The 19,428-nt window shown below is 62.7% G+C and carries 17 protein-coding genes; 7 read left to right on the top strand and 10 right to left on the bottom strand.

Annotated elements, in window-relative coordinates:
* The first annotated feature begins 130 nt into the window (after nt 1-130).
* Nucleotides 131-832 carry a glutathione S-transferase N-terminal domain-containing protein gene (locus QKW60_RS11880; RefSeq protein WP_282368963.1) on the top strand — a complete coding sequence of 234 codons (702 nt, stop codon included), beginning with the start codon at nt 131-133 and terminating at the stop codon, nt 830-832.
* 130 nt (nt 833-962) lie between these two features.
* Here the strand turns inward: QKW60_RS11880 and QKW60_RS11875 are convergent, their stop codons facing one another.
* The gene (locus QKW60_RS11875; RefSeq protein WP_282368961.1) at nt 963-1,835 is read right to left on the bottom strand and encodes a LysR substrate-binding domain-containing protein; all 873 of its coding nucleotides are present in this window, start codon (nt 1,833-1,835) and stop codon (nt 963-965) included.
* Nucleotides 1,836-1,968: 133 nt separating this feature from the next.
* Between QKW60_RS11875 and QKW60_RS11870 the strand changes: the two genes are divergently transcribed.
* Both QKW60_RS11870 and phnA read left to right on the top strand, forming a co-directional pair.
* Entirely contained in the window at nt 1,969-3,153 is a 1,185-nt protein-coding gene (locus QKW60_RS11870) for a 2-aminoethylphosphonate--pyruvate transaminase (RefSeq protein WP_282368960.1), read from the top strand.
* A gap of 35 nt (nt 3,154-3,188) precedes the next feature.
* The gene (gene phnA, locus QKW60_RS11865; protein WP_282368959.1) at nt 3,189-4,439 is read left to right on the top strand and encodes a phosphonoacetate hydrolase; all 1,251 of its coding nucleotides are present in this window, start codon (nt 3,189-3,191) and stop codon (nt 4,437-4,439) included.
* 21 nt (nt 4,440-4,460) lie between these two features.
* Here phnA and QKW60_RS11860 read toward each other — a convergent pair whose 3' ends face one another.
* A complete protein-coding gene (locus tag QKW60_RS11860) occupies nt 4,461-4,937 on the bottom strand; it encodes a GNAT family N-acetyltransferase (protein ID WP_282368958.1) in 477 nt (158 codons plus the stop codon).
* Between the two features lie 59 nt (nt 4,938-4,996).
* Here QKW60_RS11860 and phnY point away from each other — a divergent pair, with 59 nt between their 5' ends.
* Nucleotides 4,997-6,451 (top strand): phosphonoacetaldehyde dehydrogenase, encoded by a 1,455-nt coding sequence (phnY, locus tag QKW60_RS11855; RefSeq protein WP_282368956.1) that lies wholly within the window; start codon nt 4,997-4,999, stop codon nt 6,449-6,451.
* 60 nt (nt 6,452-6,511) lie between these two features.
* The gene (gene pbfA / locus QKW60_RS11850) at nt 6,512-7,861 is read left to right on the top strand and encodes a (R)-1-hydroxy-2-aminoethylphosphonate ammonia-lyase (protein ID WP_282368955.1); all 1,350 of its coding nucleotides are present in this window, start codon (nt 6,512-6,514) and stop codon (nt 7,859-7,861) included.
* 75 nt (nt 7,862-7,936) lie between these two features.
* On the opposite strand, the gene QKW60_RS11845 is transcribed toward pbfA, so the two are convergent.
* The 6 genes from QKW60_RS11845 to QKW60_RS11820 form a co-directional block, all read right to left on the bottom strand.
* The gene (locus tag QKW60_RS11845; RefSeq protein WP_282368953.1) at nt 7,937-8,938 is read right to left on the bottom strand and encodes an ABC transporter ATP-binding protein; all 1,002 of its coding nucleotides are present in this window, start codon (nt 8,936-8,938) and stop codon (nt 7,937-7,939) included.
* A complete protein-coding gene (locus QKW60_RS11840; protein ID WP_282368951.1) occupies nt 8,935-9,930 on the bottom strand; it encodes an ABC transporter ATP-binding protein in 996 nt (331 codons plus the stop codon). The genes QKW60_RS11845 and QKW60_RS11840 overlap by 4 nt, the downstream gene beginning before the upstream one ends.
* Complete coding sequence (locus QKW60_RS11835; protein ID WP_282368949.1) at nt 9,927-11,078, bottom strand: ABC transporter permease; 1,152 nt, start codon at nt 11,076-11,078, stop codon at nt 9,927-9,929. Before QKW60_RS11835 ends, QKW60_RS11840 begins: the two co-directional genes overlap by 4 nt.
* Nucleotides 11,079-11,090: 12 nt before the next feature.
* A complete protein-coding gene (locus QKW60_RS11830; RefSeq protein ID WP_282368948.1) occupies nt 11,091-12,101 on the bottom strand; it encodes an ABC transporter permease in 1,011 nt (336 codons plus the stop codon).
* Between the two features lie 85 nt (nt 12,102-12,186).
* On the bottom strand, nt 12,187-14,226 hold the full coding sequence (locus QKW60_RS11825) for an ABC transporter substrate-binding protein (protein WP_282368947.1): 2,040 nt from the start codon (nt 14,224-14,226) through the stop codon (nt 12,187-12,189).
* A 284-nt stretch (nt 14,227-14,510) separates the two neighbouring features.
* The gene (locus QKW60_RS11820; RefSeq protein WP_282368946.1) at nt 14,511-16,019 is read right to left on the bottom strand and encodes a sulfatase-like hydrolase/transferase; all 1,509 of its coding nucleotides are present in this window, start codon (nt 16,017-16,019) and stop codon (nt 14,511-14,513) included.
* Nucleotides 16,020-16,140: 121 nt separating this feature from the next.
* Here QKW60_RS11820 and QKW60_RS11815 point away from each other — a divergent pair, with 121 nt between their 5' ends.
* On the top strand, nt 16,141-16,932 hold the full coding sequence (locus tag QKW60_RS11815; RefSeq protein WP_282368945.1) for a DeoR/GlpR family DNA-binding transcription regulator: 792 nt from the start codon (nt 16,141-16,143) through the stop codon (nt 16,930-16,932).
* Complete coding sequence (locus QKW60_RS11810; protein ID WP_282368943.1) at nt 16,929-17,699, top strand: inositol monophosphatase family protein; 771 nt, start codon at nt 16,929-16,931, stop codon at nt 17,697-17,699. The genes QKW60_RS11815 and QKW60_RS11810 overlap by 4 nt, the downstream gene beginning before the upstream one ends.
* On the opposite strand, the gene ribD is transcribed toward QKW60_RS11810, so the two are convergent.
* Together ribD and nrdR are read right to left on the bottom strand one after the other, a co-directional pair.
* Entirely contained in the window at nt 17,688-18,785 is a 1,098-nt protein-coding gene (ribD, locus tag QKW60_RS11805; RefSeq protein ID WP_282368941.1) for a bifunctional diaminohydroxyphosphoribosylaminopyrimidine deaminase/5-amino-6-(5-phosphoribosylamino)uracil reductase RibD, read from the bottom strand. The genes QKW60_RS11810 and ribD overlap by 12 nt on opposite strands.
* Entirely contained in the window at nt 18,782-19,249 is a 468-nt protein-coding gene (gene nrdR, locus QKW60_RS11800; protein WP_263738634.1) for a transcriptional regulator NrdR, read from the bottom strand. Before nrdR ends, ribD begins: the two co-directional genes overlap by 4 nt.
* Between the last annotated feature and the right edge of the window lie 179 nt (nt 19,250-19,428).

The raw sequence follows: 19,428 nt of genomic DNA, 5'->3' as shown, positions 1-19,428 counted from the left end.
CGAAAAAATTAGAAATCAGACACAGTGCAAACCCAAAACGCTATAGATCACCTGTGCGTCAGCGCACGTTGCGCCGCGGGCTCCCACGCTCCACATACTGCTCAACTGACGGATGAGCAGAGGACCGGACATGACCGCCCCCATCGAACTCTACTATTGGCCCACGCCGAATGGCTGGAAGATTTCCATCGCACTTGAGGAAATGGGACTGCCCTACAACCTCAATCTCGTGAATATCGGGGCTGGCGACCAGTTCAAGCCGGACTTCCTGAAGATATCACCGAACAACCGGATGCCCGCGATCGTCGATCCCGAGGGGCCGGACGGCGAACCGATTTCAATCTTCGAAAGCGGCGCGATCCTGCAATATCTGGCCCGCAAGAGCGGGAAGTTTTACGGCTCAACCGAACGAGAACGGGTCGCGGTCGACCAATGGCTCTTCTGGCAGGTCGGCGGCGTGGGGCCGATGGCGGGACAGGCACATCACTTCCTGAAATATGCGCCCTCGCTGGAGGTGCCGCAGGTTCTGCCCTATGCGCAGGACCGCTACCGGGCCGAGGTCGCGCGGCTTTACGGCGTGCTCGACCAGCAACTGGCCGACAACCGTTTCGTCGCGGGTGAATTCTTCTCGATCGCCGACATGGCGCTCTGGGGCTGGTGTTCGGGTTGGAAAGGTCAACAGCAGACGCTGGACGACAAGCCCAACATGAAACGCTGGCTCGACGAGGTCGGCGCCCGCCCCGGCGTCCAGCGCGGTCGGGCACTGGCGAACGAAAAACGCAGCAATCTTCAGGACGACCGCAAGGCGCAGGAACTCCTGTTCCGGCGGTGATGCCGGAAACTTTCAAAGTTTCCGGCGCGATTTCTTTTTAATAAATCGCTTCCCTATGATACCGGCAAATTCTGCAAAACGCTTCAAACCAGTGAGACGTGACTCCTTCCCGATACCCAGCCACAAGCCCCTAACCGCTCGCCATTTCTGCCGCCACCTCGAAGAAGGCCTGCACCAGCTTGCCCGCCTTGCGCTCGCGCAGACAGATCAGCGCCTCGTCCATCACCATCGCGGCCCCGCCCTCGATCGGGATGCTGACCAGTCGCGCGTCCGACCCGAACTCGGCCGCCGAGACAAAGCCCACGCCTGCGCCCGAGGCGACAATCTCCCGCACCGCCTCGCGCCCCTCGGCTTCGATGGCGGGCGTCAGCACCACGCCTGCGGCCCGCGCGGTCTCTTCCAGCTTGGCCCGCGTCCGCGACCCTTCCTCGCGAAACACCAGCGGCAGCCCGGCCAGGTCGCGGAACGTCAGGCTGGACCGGCGCGCCACCGGATGATCGCGCGCCACGAAAGCGGTAATCGGCGTGGAGTTCAGCTTCAGCGCCTCGATATCGCGGCTTTCGGGCATGTTGCCCAGAACCCCGATATCAGCCTCATAGGCGTAAAGCGCATCCAGCACGCTTTCTGTATTGCCGGCATGAACCGTGATCCGCACCCCGGGATAGCGGTCGCGGAACCGGGCGAGGATATGCAGCAGGTGATGCGCGCTGTCCGCCACGATACGCAGAGCCCCAGAGCGCAGCGCGCGCGCCTCGGACAAAAGATCCAGCGCCTGGCTTTCGCTGTCGAAAAGCCGCCTCGTGATCTCCAGCAGACGCTCACCCTGAGGCGTAAGGGACACTTGCCGCTTGTGGCGGTTAAAGAGCAGGACGTCGTATTCCTCTTCCAGCTTGCGCACCTGATCGGAGATCGCGGGCTGGGTCAGATGCAACGCCTCCGCGGCCCGGGAAAACCCGCCGGAAATGGCCACGTGGTGAAAGGCGCGAAGCTGGACATAACGCATGGTGGCATCCCGACGGATATGTTCCACATATGTATCATTAATACTTATATATCAATCTAAATTAACGATTTTACATATGGTGTGACACATGGAAAAAGACCGCCATCCGCAGCGTCCCCAACGGAGCCTCCGCATGACGCAGACCACACCCCTGCCGACCCCCAAACTGGGCGAGCCCTATCTCTTGACCCCCGGCCCGCTGACCACGGCCTTTTCCACCAAGGAAGCGATGCTGAAGGACTGGGGTTCGTGGGATGCCGATTTCCGCGCCATGACGAAATCGCTTTGCAATCAGCTTGTTACGCTTGCAGGCGACACGAAGGGAGAGTTCGTCTGCGTACCGATGCAGGGCTCGGGCTCCTTCTCGGTCGAGGCGATGCTCGGCACGTTCATTCCCTGGGACGGCAAGGTTCTGGTTCTGGCGAACGGCGCTTACGGGCTCCGCGCCGCCGAGACGATGAAATACCTTGGCCGCGGCTACACCCTGATCGACAAGGGCGACTACATGCCGCCGCGCGGCGATGAGGTCGCCGCCGCACTCGATGCCGATCCCGACATCACCCATGTGATCGTGATCCATTGCGAGACGTCGTCGGGCATCCTGAACCCGGTCGCCGAAATCTCCGAATCCGTTTACGCCAAGGGCCGCAAGCTTCTGATTGACTCGATGTCCGCCTTCGGCGCCCTGCCCCTCGACGTGAACGAGATCAGGTACGAGGCGATGGTGTCCTCGGCCAACAAATGCATCGAGGGCGTGCCGGGCTTCGGCTTCGTCATCGCGCGGCGCTCGGAACTGGAGGCGTGCAAGGGCAACAGCCACTCGCTCGCGCTCGATATCCACGCGCAATGGGCCTATCTCGAAAAGACCGGCCAGTGGCGCTACACGCCGCCCACCCATGTCGTCGCAGCCTTTCTGGAAGCCCTGCGCATCCATGCCGAAGAAGGTGGGGTTGCGGGCCGCGGCGCACGGTATACGCGGAACCGCGACGTTATGGTCGAAGGGATGCGGGAACTGGGGTTTGAGACGCTTCTGAAGGACCGCTGGCTCAGCCCGATCATCGTGACCTTCTTCTGCCCGGCCGATCCGAGCTTCGTCTTCAACGACTTCTACGAGAAGATGAAACAGAAGGGATTTATCATCTACCCCGGAAAGCTGACGGTCGTGGACTCGTTCCGCGTCGGCTGCATCGGCCGGATGGACGAACATGTGATGCGACGCGTGGTTCAGGCCGCGAAGGAGGCTCTCGCTGAAATGGGCGTCGCCTCTGCCGCCCCGCCCGAAGCCGCGATTGCCGAACGCGCCAAGCTCGCCGCCTGAGGCGGCGCCCGAAATTTGAGACGGAAGGACCCAAGATGAACATGCAAAACCGCGCGCCTGTGATGGCGAATGACCGCGCCTATCCATGGCCGAAAGTGCCCGCCGTAGCGATCTGCCTTGACGGGTGTGAGCCGGAATATCTGGAAGTCGCCATCGCCGAAGGCCTGATGCCGACCCTGAAGCGGATGCGGGCGGAGGGAACCGACCGGCTGGCCCATTCGGTCATTCCGTCCTTCACCAACCCCAACAACCTTTCCATCGCCACCGGGCGGCCCCCGGCGGTGCATGGCATCTGCGGCAACTACCTCTATGACCCCGAGACGGGCGAAGAGGTGATGATGAACGACGTCCGCTTCCTGCGCGCGCCGACGATCTTTTCGCGGTTTTATGAGGCTGGCGCCCGGGTGGCCATGGTCACCGCCAAGGACAAGCTGCGCGCGCTTCTGGGCGCGGGGCTGAAGTTCGACGAGGACCGCGCGGTCGCCTTCTCGTCGGAGAAGTCCGACACCACGACCAAGGCCGAACACGGGATCGACAATGCGAGCGCATGGCTCGGCATGCCGGTTCCTGAAGTCTATTCGGCGGAGCTTTCCGAGTTTGTCTTCGCCGCCGGGGTCAAGTTGCTGAAGGAATTCAAACCCGATGTGATGTACCTCTCGACGACGGACTACATCCAGCACAAATACGCCCCCGACCAACAGGGCGCGAAGGACTTTTACGCGATGTTCGACCGTTATCTGGCCGAGCTTGACGCGCTCGGCGCCGCGGTCGTCGTCACCGCCGACCACGGCATGAAGCCCAAGCACAACGCGGACGGGACGCCTGCGGTGATCTATGTACAGGACCTGATGGACGAGTGGCTCGGCAAGGACGCCGCCCGCGTGATCCTGCCGATCACCGATCCTTATGTCGTCCACCACGGTGCGCTCGGCTCTTTCGCGACCTGCTATCTGCCCGCCGGTGCCGACCGCGCCGATATCATGGCGAAACTCGACGCGCGTGACGAGATCATCCTTGTCGTCACCCGCGAAGAGGCGGTGAAACGCTTCGAACTGCCCGCCGACCGGATCGGCGACATCGTCATGATCTCGGGCGAGAACATGACCATCGGCACCTCGGCCCACCGCCACGACCTCGCCGCGCTGAAGGAGCCCCTGCGTTCCCACGGCGGCTTGACCGAGCAGGAAGTGCCCTTCATCGTCAACCGCAAGGTGGACCTGCCGAACGCGCCGGAACTGAGGAACTTCGACGCCTTCCTCTATGCCTGCACTGCGGCGGCACTTTAAGGCGCGCGGATGGTGGCAGGGTCACAGACGACGGAACATCACCAGAGCGTCGGCATCTTCGCCGACGCTCTGGCGGAATGCGCCCGGCACGCGGCCGACCTCTTCGAACCCATAGCGCTGCCAGAGGGCGACGGCACGTGTGTTGCTGGCCACGACGAAGTTAAAGACCATCGCCTCGAACCCCAGCGCGCGCGCCTTGACAAGCGCATGGTCCAGCATCACCCGCGCCACGCCGCGTCCTTCAGAACCCGGCGCGGTGACAAAACCGCAATTGCAGTAATGCGCCCCGCCCCCCGGCCGGTTGCGCTGAATGTAGAACGTGCCAAGCGGCTGGCCCCCCTCTTCGGCCAGAAAGACATGTCCGCCCATCCAGTAGGCAAGCGCCGCCTCGCGCGGAATGTCCCTGTCGATCGCATAGGTATTGCCCGCCCGGAAGACGGGTTCCAGCATGGCCCAGATCGTGTCGGCATCCCCGCCGCCCGCATCCCGAATGATCATTCCGCACCTCGCCTTGCGCGAGGCATCAAAACCGCCGGTCCGAGAAAAGGAAAGCCCGAATGAACAAGATCAACCAGGACATACGCCACGAAGGCATGCGGATCGGTGGCGAGAAGGTCTTTACCGACAAGGTGATCGAGGTCCGCTATCCCTATACCGATGAGGTCGTGGGGACGGTCCCGGCGGGCACCGCCGAACATGCCCGCAAGGCCTTCGAGATCGCCGCGAATTACCGCTCGAAGCTCACGCGATACGAGCGCAGCCAGATCCTGAAGCGCACCGGCGAGATCATCGGCGAACGCCGGGACTATCTGGCGAAGTGGCTGACACTGGAGCTGGGCATCTGCTACCAGCACGCGGTTTACGAGACGAAGCGCGCGCAGGACGTCTATACCTTCGCTGCCGCCCAGGCGCTGCAGGATGACGGCCAGATCTTTTCCTGCGACCTCACGCATAATGGCAAGGACCGCAAGATCTATACCAAGCGCGAACCGGTCCGCGCGATTTCTGCGATCACGCCCTTCAACCACCCGCTGAACATGGTCAGCCACAAGATCGCACCGTCGATCGCCACCAACAATTGCATGGTCTGCAAGCCAACGGAACTGACGCCGCTGACTGCGATCACGCTCGCCGATATCCTCTATGAGGCCGGGCTGCCGCCCGAGATGTTCCAGATCGTCACCGGCCTGCCGCAGGACATCGGCGACGAGATGATCACCAACCCGAATATCGACATCATCACCTTCACCGGCGGCGTGCCGGTCGGCAAGATGATCGCCGCCAAGGGCGTCTACAAGCGTCAGGCGCTGGAACTGGGTGGGAACGATCCCCTGATCGTCCTCAATGACCTCGACGATGCCGATCTCGACAAGGCCGCGACAATTGCCGTGGCGGGGGCGACCGGCAATTCCGGCCAGCGCTGCACGGCGGTGAAGCGCATCCTCGTGCAGGAAAGTGTCGCCGACCGCTTCGTGCCGCTGGTGCTGGAGAAAGCCAAGAAGATCAAGTTCGGTGATCCGATGGACCCCGCGACCGAACTGGGCTGCGTGATCCATGCGCAGGCGGCGGAGCTTTTCGAAAAGCGCGTCTACATGGCCGCCGATCAGGGGGCGCAGGTGCTTTACGATCCCGGCCGCAAGGGCGCGCTCCTGCCCCCCATCGTCGTCGATCACGTGCCCCATGACAGCGAGCTGGTGATGGAGGAAACCTTCGGTCCCGTCATTCCCATCGTCCGCGTGCCCGACAATGACGCCGACGTCATGCGCATCTCGAACTCGACCGAGTTCGGCCTCTCCTCCGGCGTCTGCACCAACGACTTCCGCCGGATGCAGGCCTATATCGAAGGGCTGAACGTCGGCACGGTGAACATCTGGGAACAACCCGGCTACCGCATCGAAACCTCGCCCTTCGGTGGGATCAAGGATTCCGGGAATGGCGTGAAGGAAGGTGTGACCGAGGCAATGAAGTTCTTCACCAACGTGAAGACTTATTCGCTTCCCTGGCCACGCTGAGCATGCGGTGAGGACGGGAGCCTCCGGCGGGAGTATTTTCGGACAGAAAGTGAGGCGCGCGTGATCACCCATACCGAAGGCGAGTCCAATACATCGGAAGCGCGCCGCAATTGGGCGGCGCGCCATCCCGATGCGGCGACGCGCGATTTGCTGGCGCGGGATGCGGATGCATTCCTGCATCAGTCGCTGTCCTCGCCCTGCGTTTCCACCATCGCCAAGGCGGACGGCATCTGGATCGAGGACACCGCCGGGCGGCGCTACATGGATTTCCATGGCAATTCCGTCCATCACATCGGCTATGGCCATCCGCGCGTCGTGGCCGCGATCAAGGACCAGTTGGATGCGCTGAGTTTCTCGCCCCGCCGCTTCACCAACGAGATTTCGGTAGAACTGGCCGAGACGCTCGGGGCGCTTGCGCCGGGCGATCTGGGCAAGGTCCTCTTCACCACCGGCGGCTCGGACGCGAATGAGGTCGCGCTCCGCATCGCGCGGGCGGCAACCGGGCGGTTCAAGACGGTGAGCTTCTGGGACGCCTTCCACGGCGCGGGTTTCGGCGCCTCGTCGGTCGGCGGCGAGGCAACCTTCCGGTCCCATATCGCCGGGCCGCTGCTGCCGGGTGCTGAACATGTCGCCCCCTTCAACTGCTATCGCTGCGCCTATGGCCATGCGGGGCCCGAGACCTGTGCGCTGGCATGTGCGAAGATGGTGGAGTTCGTGCTGGAACGTGAAGGCGACGTCGCCGCCGTTATTGCCGAGCCGATGCGCGCGGTGCCGGTCGTGCCGCCGCCCGGCTTCTGGAAGGCGGTACGCGCGGCCTGCAACCGCCACGGCGCGCTTCTGATCATGGACGAGATCCCGACCGGCCTTGGCAAGACCGGAAAGATGTTCGCCTTTGAGCATGACGAGGTGGTGCCCGACATCGTGACGCTGGGCAAGGCGCTTGGCGGGGGCATCCTGCCCATCGCGGCGGTGCTGGCGCGGCGCGATCTGGATGTCTGCGGCGATTTCGCCATCGGTCACTACACCCACGAAAAGAACCCGGTGACAGCACGGGCGTCGCTGGAGACCATCGCGGTGATCCGCGACGAGGGGCTGGTGGAGCGGGCGGCGGAGCTTGGCGCCCATGCGCTGGAGCGGCTGCGCGAAACGGTGGGCGACCACAAGATCGTCGGCGATATCCGCGGCCGTGGCCTGATGTTCGGGGTCGAGATCGTCGAGAACCGCGAGACCCGCGCGCCGGGCCAGGCAGCGGCAGAGCGCATCTATTACCGCTGCCTTGAAGCGGGCCTCAGCTTCAAGATCAGCGCCGGATGCGTCCTGACGCTTTCCCCGCCCCTCACGATCGCGAAAGGTGACCTCGACCGGGCGCTTGCCATTGTCGCCGAGGCCATTCGCTCCGAAGCTGGCTGACAAGACCAACCGTGACCCCATTCGGCTCCCCTCCCCCTCGTGGGGAGGGGATGGGGGTGGGGGGCTTTGCCTGCGTCAAGCCGCCAACGTATCCGCCAGTTCGCGCCAGCGGTGGCAGGCCACCTCGTGTCCATCGCCGGGATGCTCCAGCACCGGCTCTTCGACCTTGCAGCGATCCACAACGAAGGGGCAGCGGGTGTGGAACTTGCAGCCCGGCGGCTGGTTGGTGGGCGACGGTATCTCGCCTTCGAGCTTTTGCGCAGATCCCCGGTCATCGGGATCAAGCGAGGGGATCGCCGAGAACAAGGCCTTGGTATAGGGGTGGCGCGGCGCTTTAAAAACCTCGCGCGTCGGTGCGCTTTCCACAAGCCGCCCGAGATACATCACCGCCAGATGATCGCAGGTATGGGCGACAACCGACAGGTCATGGCTGATGAAGAGGAAGGTGATCTTCAGATCGCGCTGCAATTCCTTCAACAGGTTCAGAACATCGGCCTGAATGGAGACGTCCAACGCCGCCACGCTTTCGTCGGCAACCACGAATTTAGGCCCTGAGACGAGCGCCCGCGCAATCGAAATCCGCTGGCGCTGACCGCCCGAGAATGCATGCGGGAAGCGCCGCAGATGTTCGAGGTTCAGCCGGCATTTGGCGGCAATCTCGCGCACCCGCGCATCCGTCTCCTCCCGCGTCTTGGTCAGGCCCATCACCTCCAAGGGTTCGGCGATGATGTCGCGCACGGTCATGCGGGGGGACAGCGCGGCATAGGGGTCCTGAAAGATCAGCTGCGCGCGCTTGCGATAGTCCTTCAGTTCCGGCCCCGCCAATGTCGTCAGGTCATAGTCGACCTCGCCATCGGCATAATGCGCCGTTCCACCGGTGATCGGCACCGCCTTCAGAAGCGCCCGGCCCAGCGTCGTCTTGCCCGAGCCGCTTTCGCCGACGAGGCCGAAGAACGAGCCCTTTTCGATATCGATATCGACATGGTCCACCGCCTTCAGGATCGACTTGCCGAAGAAGCCGGAGCCGATCTTGAAGCCGACCGACAGGTCGCGGGCCTTGATCAGGGTCTCGCTCATGCCGGGACCTCCGTATGCAGATGACAGGCGACCCGGTGCGAGCCATCGACCTGTGTGTCATGGGGCAGTTTCGACTTGCAGACATCGCCGATGATCTTCGGGCAGCGGGTATGGAAAACGCAGCCCGAGGGACGTTCAAGCGGGGACGGAATATCGCCCGCCACAGGTGTCAGCGGCGCGTCGAGATCGTCGAGTTTCGGCAGAGCCGCCAGCAGACCTTGTGTATAGGGATGCTTGGGGTTGCGGATCACCTCGCGTACCGGGCCTTCCTCGACGATCCGGCCGAGATATTTGACCGCCACCTTGTCGGCGGTCTGGGCGATGACGCCAAGGTCATGGGTGATGAAGATGATCCCCATATGGAACTCGGTCACCAGATCCTTCATCAGATCGATGACCTGCGCCTGAATGGTCACGTCGAGCGCGGTCGTCGGCTCATCCGCGATCAGCAGCTTCGGCTTGGTCGAGAGCGCCATCGCGATCATCGCGCGCTGCCGCATGCCGCCCGAAAGCTCGAACGCATATTGATCGAAACGCCGGGCGGGGTCGGAGATGCCGACGCGGTCCAGCATCTCCACCGAAATCGCTTTCGCCTTCGCCTTCGACAGATCGCCATGCAGCTGCAACTGTTCGACCATCTGGTCGCCGATGGTGATGGCAGGGGCGAAGCTCGCCATCGGCTCCTGGAAGATCATCGAGATCGCGCCGCCCCGGACCACCTTCAACTCGCGCGCAGTCTTCAGCGACAGGACATCGACGGGGCCGTTTTCGGTATGCAGCGTGATCTTGCTTTCAGGGCTGTAGACGGCGTTTTTCGCGTTCAGGTGCATCAGCGCCTTGGCCGTCACCGACTTGCCCGATCCGCTTTCACCGACAAGCCCCATGACCTGGCCTTTGTCGATGGTAAAGCTCACATCATCGACCGCCGTTACCAGCCCCTCATCGGTCCGGAACTTCAGCGTCAGGTTCTTTACTTCGATCAGGGCGCTCATTTCTTCGTATCCGAATAGGGGTCAGCCGCGTCGCGCAATCCGTCACCGACAAAGACGAAGGCCAGAACCAGCGCCACGAAGAAGATGACGGGGATGAAGTACCACTGGTAGTTCAGAAGCACGTCCGCCTTTGAGACGTTCTGCATCAGCGCGCCGAGCGAGTTGACGGGGTCCTTCAGCCCGAGGCCGATGAAACTCAGCGCGGTTTCCGAGCGGACCATGTAGGGGAAGGAAATCATCAGATCGACGATGATATAGCTGGTGAACGAAGGCAGCAGGTGGCGGCGGATGATGTGGCCCGCCGAGGCGCCCGATAGTTCCGCCGCCAGCACGTATTCCTGCGTCCGTTCGGTCAGAAGATGCGTCCTGATCCGGCGCGCAAGTGTCGGCCAGCCGATCAGGCCGAGGATGATCGAGATGAAGAAGAACCGCGTCTCGGACGACCAGTGATCGGGCATGAAGGCGGCAAGCGCCATGAACAAGGGGATCGACGGCACCGTCCGGATCGCATCGGTGATCATCTGCAACACGCTGTCAATCCAGCCACCGAAATAGCCGGCCACCCCTCCTATGATCAGCGCCAGCACGAAGGAGATGAAGACGCCAAGCGTGCCGACCGCCAGCGATGTCCAGATTGCGTGGAGCGTTCGCCCGAAGATATCCTTGCCGCTGCCATCGGTGCCAAAGAGGTGGATCTTTCCGCCCTCATCAAGACCAAAAAGGTGCGTATTGGCGGGGATTACCCCCAGAAGCTTGTAATCCCAGCCTTCGGTGAAGAACCGCATGTAAAGCCGGTGCTCACGGTTTTCGGTCACCACCCAGCGGAAGTTGGTCTTGATCGAGCGTTCACGCTCGGTCGCATAGACGAAGGGGCGGAACGAAAAGCCGTTCTCGTCCCAGAATTTCGGCATCTGCGGCGCGCCGTTCTCATAGTTCTCGTCGCGGCCCGCGATGGTCGGGTCATAGGGCGAGAGGAACGGTGCGAAGATGCCCATCATGATCATCAGGACAAGCGCCCAGGCGGCGATCATGGCCGTCCGGTTGCCCTTGAACCGCGCCCAGATCAGCTGCCCCTGCGAGGCGGTGAAATAAGCTTCCTTGGCCTTCTGGTCGACCCCGGCGGTGACTGTCTTGCGCTTAAACAACATGGCCCCCTCCCCTTACGATCCGATGATGCCGCGCCGGACGCGCGGGTCGATGAGGGCCAAGAGAATATCGGTGACGAAGTTCAGGGCCACGATGCTGGCGGTCAGCAGGAAGATGATCGCTCCCGCCAATTGCTGGTCATTCGACCGGGCGAGACTTTCAAAGAGAAGCGCCCCCGCCTCGGTCAGCGTCAGGATCAGCGCGACGATAGGCAATTCGTTGAAGATGCGGTTCAGGTCGAAACCAAGTGAGTTGATCACAGGCCCGAGCGAATGCTTGGCGGGGTACCGCCAGAGCAGTTTCGACCCCGACACACCCCGTGCCGCCGCTGCGGTAACGTAAAGCTTGCCGATCTCATCCAGCATCAGCGCCCGCACCGTCTGCAGGGCAAAGGCGGTGGCCGACCAGCCGAGGATGAAGACGGGCAGCCAGGCGCGGCTGATGAAATCGCCGAACTTGGCCCAGCTCCAGGCCGCGTCGCGGTATTCCTTTGAGAAGAGGCCGGTCAGACTGTCACCGAAGAGGACCGTCGATATCAGCATGATAATGAGCGCCAGAAGGAAGTTCGGCAGCGCCAGGCCGAGATAAGAGACAAAGCGCAACGTGTTGTTGGCAATTGCACTCGTCGAACTTGCGGTCACGATGCCTATGGGCACCGCAATGGCGTAGGACAGGATCAGGGCGGCCATACAGATGCCAAGCGAGATCCAGAACTTGTCCGCCAGAAGCTGATTGATATCGAGCCTCAGAATGCAGCTGTCGCCAAACTCGCCGTGGACGAAAACATTATAGACCCAATTTCCCCACCGGATCGGGAATGGCTTGTCGAGCCCGAGACGTTTCTCCTCCGCCTCGATATCGGCGATGGTGATCTGTGACCCTTGGGTGTTCTTGAAGGCAAGGTAGCGTTCCGCACAGGTGCCGGGCACCAATTCCATCAATGTGAAGACGATGAGCGAGACGGTCAGGAGCGTAACCAGCGCGAGGAAAGCTCGGGTCAGCGCGAATTGGGCGAATTGGGCCATGGGGTGGTCCTGTCAGTCGGGTGCGGGCCGTCGGGACCGGGGCGGTTGCTCCGCCCCGGTCCGCTGTCAGACTGTCGTCACGACATCACTCGTCGAAGTACCACTGGTGACCCCGATAGGGATAAGTCCGGTAGTATTCGTAGGACGCGGTCTTGAACTCCGGGAAGTTCTTCAGCGCGTTGCGGTGATAGATCGGGTCCGGCGTCAGCGCCGTGCCGATGAAGAGCAGGTTGGACACCATCGCCTCCACCATGCGGTTCGCCGTTGCCTTGAACTCATCCGTGCCCGCGGGCGTCGATTGCAGCGTGTTGATATCCGCCATCAACGTCTTGACGTAGTCGGGCGGTTCAACACCGCTCGTGCCATTGCTGTCGACCCATTCAGCCCAGAGCATACCCGTGCGGTGGGCAAAATAGTTCTCAAAGGGCGGCACCCACAGCTCGTTGTTGCCAAGGATGATACCGGTCGGCTGGCCCTTTTCCCACAGGCCCACATCGAGCTGGTTCGAGGACTGCGCCGAGCGATACTCGTCCGGCGTGATTTCCTTGACCGTCGTGTTGATACCGACATTGGCCCAGTGCTGGCCGATCAGTTCGACGACCTGTCCGGCGATGCCCTGGGTCGCGAACTGCAGGTTCAGCACCAACGGCTGACCATTCGGCAGATCGCGGAACCCGTCGCCATCGGCATCGACAACGCCCACCTCATCCAGAAGCGCCTTGGCGCCGTCGGGATCGAACTCGGTCGCGAAGGTCTTCCATTGCTCGTCGATGTAATCCGGCAGCGGCGAGAAACCGGTATACTGCTGGATCACGCCCTCACCGAAATAGGCGGTCTCGTTCAGCTCCTGCCGGTTGATCGCGATCGACATCGCCTTGCGGAAACGGAAATCACCAAAAACCTTACGCTTCTCTTCGTCCGCCGAGGTGACGTTGAACGACACCGCATGCATCGCGATCTTCGGCTTCAGCTGGATCGTATAGCCGCCCTTCTCCTGGTTCTCGAGCAGCAGCGGGGCATCCGCCAGTTGCAGCGACTGGGTCTTGTAGTCAGCCTCGCCGTTCACGAGCTTCAGGAGGCGAACTTCCTGGTCGTTGGCGTAAAGCTCGTCCATCTCGTTGATGTAGGGAAGCTGCTGACCCGTCGTATCGACCATGTGGTAATAGGGGTTGGCTACGAAATGCCGCCCCTCGGTCGTGTCACGGATGACGATGTGGCTTTCGAGCGTCGGCGCTGCATCTGCCGGCAGCCCCGCCAGCTTGTCGGGCGCGTTCAGCATCGGCGTCGGCGTGTCCATCCAGTCCGAATTGCCGTAATAGGCCTTGATGGCGTCATAGCCGTTTTCAAAGCCCATGCTCTGCGCCAGCGCGTCGGCATCCGGGTTGATGTCCGGATGAAACTGGCCAAGGAAATGCTTGGGCTGGAAGCCCTGCGCGTAGTGCGTGGCAAAATGCGCAAGAAGGCCCGGCTTCGGCGCCGGAAGCTTGAAGATCACCGTCGTTTCGTCCGGTGTCTCGACCTCCATCCGCTCGCCCGCGACGGTCACATAGTCCTTGGGCTTTTCATTGATGTTCGGATCGAGCGCGAGATTGTCGTACCAGAACTTCACGTCCGCCGAGGTAAAGGGTTGGCCGTCCGACCATTTGTGGCCCTTGCGCAGCTGGAAGGTCAGCTGCGTATAGTCGTCGTTCCATTCCCACGACTTGGCAACGTTGGGCACGATGGTCTCAAGATCGTCCGAATAGCGCACGAGGTTGACGTGACGAACCGACATGAAGTCAGACGTCCCTGCCTCGGTCGCGTTCGAGAGCGCGTCGAGCGTGCCGCCGTATTTTCCGACCGAGTCATAGGGAACGACGACCAGCGGCTCTGCCGGAAGACGGTCGGCCAGAGCGGGCGCATCGGGGTTGCCGCGGATCTTGCCGTTCAGATCGGCAATGGCCGGGTTCTCCGAGAACTCCATGGTGCAGCCCGCGGCCGCCTGGAATTCCTCCAGATCATATTGCTGGGGAAAGGCACCCGCCGCGATGCCGCCCATATCGGCAACCGTGATGCCAGGGCAATTCGCATAGGCCGCCATGGGCAATGCAAGCAGCGCAACGCTGCCGAATAACAGTCTCTTCATGTTCACTCCCGTTGTTTGGCTTTGTTGGATTCGTTTTTATTATGAAGTAATCCGGCCAACTGCCCGAACGCTATGAATGGTCGGATATCAAGTATAGGTCCAGTACCTCCCTTCAGATATGGCCAGAATCGAACGCGTAGTCCGGGCCATCCGGCCCATGAGCAAACGCGTGATTCTTCCCCTTGGTGCGCCGGTTTCCCGGCGTCGCTGACCCGAGTATGGGCCTGCGACCGAAACCCCGTCAAGCATGCCGAACGCCCGTGTAAATGTTTGTACACCCATGGTCATCGCGGCACCGTCACGGCACCCTCGGCCGTTATCATCGTGCGGGTAAAGCGGCTCGCGGCATGAGTCATCCGGTGATCGGCCATGGCACGGTACATCTCCACCATCCGGCCCTGCGCGTCCGGTTCGCCCGATATATCGCGCATCTCACCATCGCCGCCGTGATCAAAAAGCAGGGGCGGCAGACCTCCATTGAAATGAACCAGCGTATGCCCGCCGCCCCTGAGCACGGCGAGGTTCGTCGTCTCCGGCGTCAGGCCCAGCCGTTGCTGTGCGATGGTCGGGTCGACAGGATCACCGAAATCCAGCTCCGCGAACGTATAGCGCCGCCAGCCGCGGGGTCTTTCCCCGCGCAGGACCGGCATCAGGCTCCGGCCGTTCATTGTCTGCGGCACTTCCAGCCCGAACCGGTCAAGGATCGTCGGCGTGATGTCGATGGATTCCGTCGGCAGGTCATGTGCGGCACCGAACGACCCCGGCAAAGCCGGATCGCGGATGATCAGCGGCACATGATAGGCCGCATCGTGATAGGTCGACTTCGCCCAGATATAACGGTCGCCCAGCATCTCGCCGTGATCAGCGGTCACGATGATCAGGGTCCGGTCATACTGGCCGGTCTCTTTCAAGAAGCCGATCAGGCGTCCGAAATGGTGATCCACCTCGGTCGCAAGCCCCAGGTAGATCGCCCGCAATTGCTGGATGTTCTCATCCGTTGGTTCAAGATCGGCGAACCCCTCCACCATGCCCGAGATCGGGTTCTTTGCATGACACGGGTCGACAAATGGATGGACCGCCTGCTCCTCCGCCATCGTCCCCGTGCGTGCAGGCAAGGGCAGGCTGGCAGGGTCATACATCCGGTTATAGGGTTCCGGTGCGACCAAGGGATTGTGCGGCCGGATATAGGTCACATGCGCGAACCAGCCCTGCGGTCGGGCGCGCAGGGCGCGGATTGTCTCATCGGTCAGGAACGCCGTATCGCTGTCCTCGGCCCTGTAAAGCGCCGGGTCCTCGGGGCGCGGGCCGGTCGGGCGGAAGATCTCGGGATAGGGCGGCACGTCATAGCCCTTTTCCATCAGATACGCCCGCCATGGCAGGCTTTCCTCCAGCCGCATCTCGACGACTTCCTGAAAGCCGGGCAATACCTGCTCATAGCTTTTCAGCACCGGATCACCCGGCGCGTGGACACGCGGATCGGGCGTCGCATCGGTGTAGCCAAAAAGCAGCGGCAGCCAGCCCGCCTTTCGCATCTCCGTCGCAAGGTTCGGCGTATCATGCGGCAGGGGTGTGCCGTTCCGGACCGAGCGGTGATTCATCGCGTATTGCCCGGTCAAAAGCGAGGCGCGCGAAGGGCCACAGGGATTGGCGACCGAGTAATGGCGGTGAAAGGACGCAGCTTCGGCCATCAGCGCGCTCAGATTCGGCAGATCGACATGCTCCGCTAGCGCGCCATGCAGGCAGTCCGCCCTAAGCTGGTCAATCACGACGAAAAGGATGTTGTCCCTTGGCACTGCTCAGCCCCTCCTGTGGGCGTCGTTATCGCCCAGAAGTGCAACAATTTTGATTCGGTGCAATGAAATTTCGTGGATTTTTGTGGATTTATGTGGGCTAAATTCCGTTTAGGGAGGAGCCATGACGCGACCGGACGGTGGAAAGACCAGCCACCGGCAGTTTGAACTGCTGGAAGTCCTGCGCCGTCAGGGCGGGTCGGCGCGCAATGCCGACATCGCGCAAGCCATGGATGTTTCAGAAGAAACGGTACGACGGCTGGTCAAGACACTAGCCGATGATGGCAAAGTCGAACGGCTTCACGGCGGCACTGTCCTGGCCGGTGTGGAGCCCGGCTTTTACCAGCGCATCGCACAGAATCCCGACGGAAAGAAGCGCATCGCCACGACTGTCGCACGCGAGATCACGGACGGCATGTGCATCTTCCTCGATGTCGGCACCACCACGACCTTCGTCGCCGAGGCGCTGCGCGCCCATCACCGGCTTTATGTCGTGACAAACTCCATGCCCGTCGCCCAGACGCTGGCCCATCACAACGATAACCGCGTGGTTCTGACCGGCGGCGATGTCGGCCATGACGAACGCGGCACCTACGGCCCCCTCGCGGAAGAGGTGTTGCGCCGCCACGCCTTCGATGTCGCGATCCTCTCGGCCAACGCGTTGAACGACCGCCACGGCTTTCTCGTCTTCAACCCGGCCGAGGCGGCCATTTCGCGCGTCGCGGTCGAACAGGCCCACCGTCCCATCGTGACGGCGGATCACGAAAAATTCGGCCGCCGGGCGCCGCAGGTCTCCTGCGACCCCGCCGATATCGACCTGCTGGTCACCGACCGCGCCCCACCCGCCCGCCTTGCCGAAGCGCTGAAGGGCTGGGGCGTGTCGGTGCGTATTGCAAAGGAAGTAACGGTGAAATGACTGCGACCATGGCCGATGCCATTCAGATCGCCGAGGCGGCTGGCCGGGTGGCGATGCGCCATTTCCGGGGCGCCCTTGGCGTCGATTTCAAGTCAGACGACAGCCCGGTAACGCAGGCCGACCGCGCGGTGGAAGCCGAAGTGCGCCGCCTGATCGCCGAGCGCTTCCCGGGCCACGGCATCTATGGCGAGGAACAGGGGATCGAACGCGGCGAGGCCGACGACCTCTGGATCGTCGATCCGATCGACGGTACCCGCAGCTTCATGACCGGCCATCCTTTGTTCGGCTTCCTGCTGGCCAAGCAGACGCACGGCACAGCCGACCTCGCCATCGTCTCGGCCCCCGCCATGGGAGAGGTTTACGCCGCCGCAAGGGGGCAAGGCGCGATGCTGAACGGGCAGAAGCTGCGCACCTCCGGCCGCCGGGGGCAGGACAGCGCGGTGCTCTACATCAACGAAGGTGAAAAGATCTGGCGCGCCGCGCCCGGGGTCTTTGCCCGCCTCATGGAATTCGGCCGCACAAGGCGCTTCGCCTATGACTGCTATCCTTACGCGCTCCTCGCCTCGGGCCATGTAGATGCGGTCGTGGATTTCGATCTGCAACCCTATGACTATCACGCCGTGGCGCTTCTGGTGGAGGAAGCGGGTGGGATGATGACGGGCTGGCAAGGTGAAAAGCTCGCCATGCAGACCGGCGTCGCAACCGTGGCCGCCGCAACGGCAGAGCTTCACGCCGAACTTCTGGAGATCACCGCGTCAGGTCTTTGACCAGAGGCTGAGCGTATCCGCCCCGACGCGCTCAACCGAGGTCAACCGAAAGCGTTCAGCCCCGGCCAAAGCCGTCAGTCCCAGGGGCCCAAGCCCCGGCCGCGCATCGGCACCAAGCGCCAAACCGGCGGTGAACAGTGCAATCTCATCAATCAGCCCTGCCGACAGAAGCGACGCCGCCAACTGCCCGCCGCCCTCGCAGAAGACGCGTGTCAGACCGGCCGCTCCCAGCGCCGCCAGCATCGCGGCGGGGTCGAGCCCCCCCGTCCCTTCGGCACAATCAAAGAGCCGCGCCCCGGCAGCCTGCCAGGCGTCCCGCCGCGCCTTCGGCGCGTCTGCTCCATGAACCAGCCAGACCGGCACATCGCGCGCGGTCCGGGCCAGAACGCTGCCCTCCGGCAAGTCGAGGCTGCCCGCGGCAACCACACGGACCGGCTGATGCGCGACGCCCATGTCGCGGACCCTCAGGTCAGGATCATCCGCCCGCGCCGTCCCGCCCCCGACCAGAACCGCGTCATGGGTCGCCCGCATCGCATGAACCCGACGCCGCGCCTCGGGCCCGGTGATCCATTTGCTTTCGCCCGACGCCGTCGCGATCCGGCCATCGAGGCTCATGGCGAGCTTCAGCGTCACCATCGGACGCCCCTGCCCGACCCGCGTCAGGAACCCATGTTGCAATGCGCGGGCCTCATCCGCCATCACCGCGGTCAAAACCACGACTCCGGCATCCCGCAGCATCGCATGACCCTTGCCTGCGACACGGGCGTCAGGGTCCTCCAGCGCCGAGACGACCCGCGCAACACCAGCGTCGATCAACGCATTCGCGCAGGGTGGGGTTTTCCCGTGATGGGCGCAGGGTTCAAGGCTGACATAGGCAGTGGCTCCGCGCGCCGCTGAACCCGCTTGCGCCAAGGCCACCGTTTCGGCATGGGGTCGACCGCCCGGCTGAGTCCAGCCGCGCCCGACGATCCGTCCATCCTTCACGATCACGCAGCCGACAGCCGGATTGGGCCAGACCCGCCCCAGCCCGCGCCGGGCGAGCCCCAGCGCATGGGCCATATGGCGCCGGTCGTCTTCCGGGGTCACTCTTCCGCCGTTGACGGCGGGCGCAGTTCTGAGACGAACTTATCGAAATCGTCCGCCGCCTGGAAGTTCTTGTAAACGCTGGCAAAACGCACATAGGCAACGGTGTCGATCCGCGCCAGCGTTTCCATCACGATCTCTCCGATGGTCTTCGAGGGGATGTCGGTCTCGCCCAGGCTCTCCAGCCGCCGCACGATGCCGGAAATCATCTGGTCGATGCGCTCGGGCTCGATCGGGCGCTTCTGCATGGCGATGCGGATCGAGCGTTCCATCTTGTCACGGTCGAAATCCTCGCGCTTGCCCGAGGACTTGATCACCACGAGATCGCGCAGCTGCACCCGCTCATAGGTGGTGAAGCGCCCGCCGCAGGCCGGGCAGAAGCGCCGCCGCCTGATAGCCACATGATCCTCGGCGGGGCGTGAATCCTTTACCTGCGTATCGACATTACCGCAAAACGGGCAGCGCATTCCCTTCCCCTCGGTCCAAATTCCCGGTTATCCACAGGCACTATAGGCCCGCCTCAAGAGTTTGGGTAGGGGGCAATTGCCACCACCAAATGACGCTACGGAATTGGGGGAAAATGCGCAACAGGTTCCCCTCATTTGCGCGCTCCGGTTGTGAGACAAGGCAGCTGTTCAGCCCGGAG

Source organism: Albidovulum aestuarii (assembly GCF_029961185.1).
GTDB classification, from domain to species: domain Bacteria; phylum Pseudomonadota; class Alphaproteobacteria; order Rhodobacterales; family Rhodobacteraceae; genus Albidovulum; species Albidovulum aestuarii.
This window is presented reverse-complemented; position numbering and strand designations above follow the sequence as displayed.

What these genes read in the sequence shown, in the direction of transcription:
- QKW60_RS11830 (WP_282368948.1), bottom strand. Translation starts at nt 12,101, where the DNA reads ATGGCCCAATTCGCCCAATTCGCGCTGACCCGAGCTTTCCTCGCGCTG.
- QKW60_RS11835 (WP_282368949.1), bottom strand. Translation starts at nt 11,078, where the DNA reads ATGTTGTTTAAGCGCAAGACAGTCACCGCCGGGGTCGACCAGAAGGCC.
- QKW60_RS11840 (WP_282368951.1), bottom strand. Translation starts at nt 9,930, where the DNA reads ATGAGCGCCCTGATCGAAGTAAAGAACCTGACGCTGAAGTTCCGGACC.
- QKW60_RS11845 (WP_282368953.1), bottom strand. Translation starts at nt 8,938, where the DNA reads ATGAGCGAGACCCTGATCAAGGCCCGCGACCTGTCGGTCGGCTTCAAG.
- QKW60_RS11825 (WP_282368947.1), bottom strand. Translation starts at nt 14,226, where the DNA reads ATGAAGAGACTGTTATTCGGCAGCGTTGCGCTGCTTGCATTGCCCATG.
- QKW60_RS11870 (WP_282368960.1), top strand. Translation starts at nt 1,969, where the DNA reads ATGACGCAGACCACACCCCTGCCGACCCCCAAACTGGGCGAGCCCTAT.
- QKW60_RS11880 (WP_282368963.1), top strand. Translation starts at nt 131, where the DNA reads ATGACCGCCCCCATCGAACTCTACTATTGGCCCACGCCGAATGGCTGG.
- phnY (WP_282368956.1), top strand. Translation starts at nt 4,997, where the DNA reads ATGAACAAGATCAACCAGGACATACGCCACGAAGGCATGCGGATCGGT.
- QKW60_RS11810 (WP_282368943.1), top strand. Translation starts at nt 16,929, where the DNA reads ATGACTGCGACCATGGCCGATGCCATTCAGATCGCCGAGGCGGCTGGC.
- QKW60_RS11860 (WP_282368958.1), bottom strand. Translation starts at nt 4,937, where the DNA reads ATGATCATTCGGGATGCGGGCGGCGGGGATGCCGACACGATCTGGGCC.
- QKW60_RS11815 (WP_282368945.1), top strand. Translation starts at nt 16,141, where the DNA reads ATGACGCGACCGGACGGTGGAAAGACCAGCCACCGGCAGTTTGAACTG.
- phnA (WP_282368959.1), top strand. Translation starts at nt 3,189, where the DNA reads ATGAACATGCAAAACCGCGCGCCTGTGATGGCGAATGACCGCGCCTAT.
- QKW60_RS11875 (WP_282368961.1), bottom strand. Translation starts at nt 1,835, where the DNA reads ATGCGTTATGTCCAGCTTCGCGCCTTTCACCACGTGGCCATTTCCGGC.
- nrdR (WP_263738634.1), bottom strand. Translation starts at nt 19,249, where the DNA reads ATGCGCTGCCCGTTTTGCGGTAATGTCGATACGCAGGTAAAGGATTCA.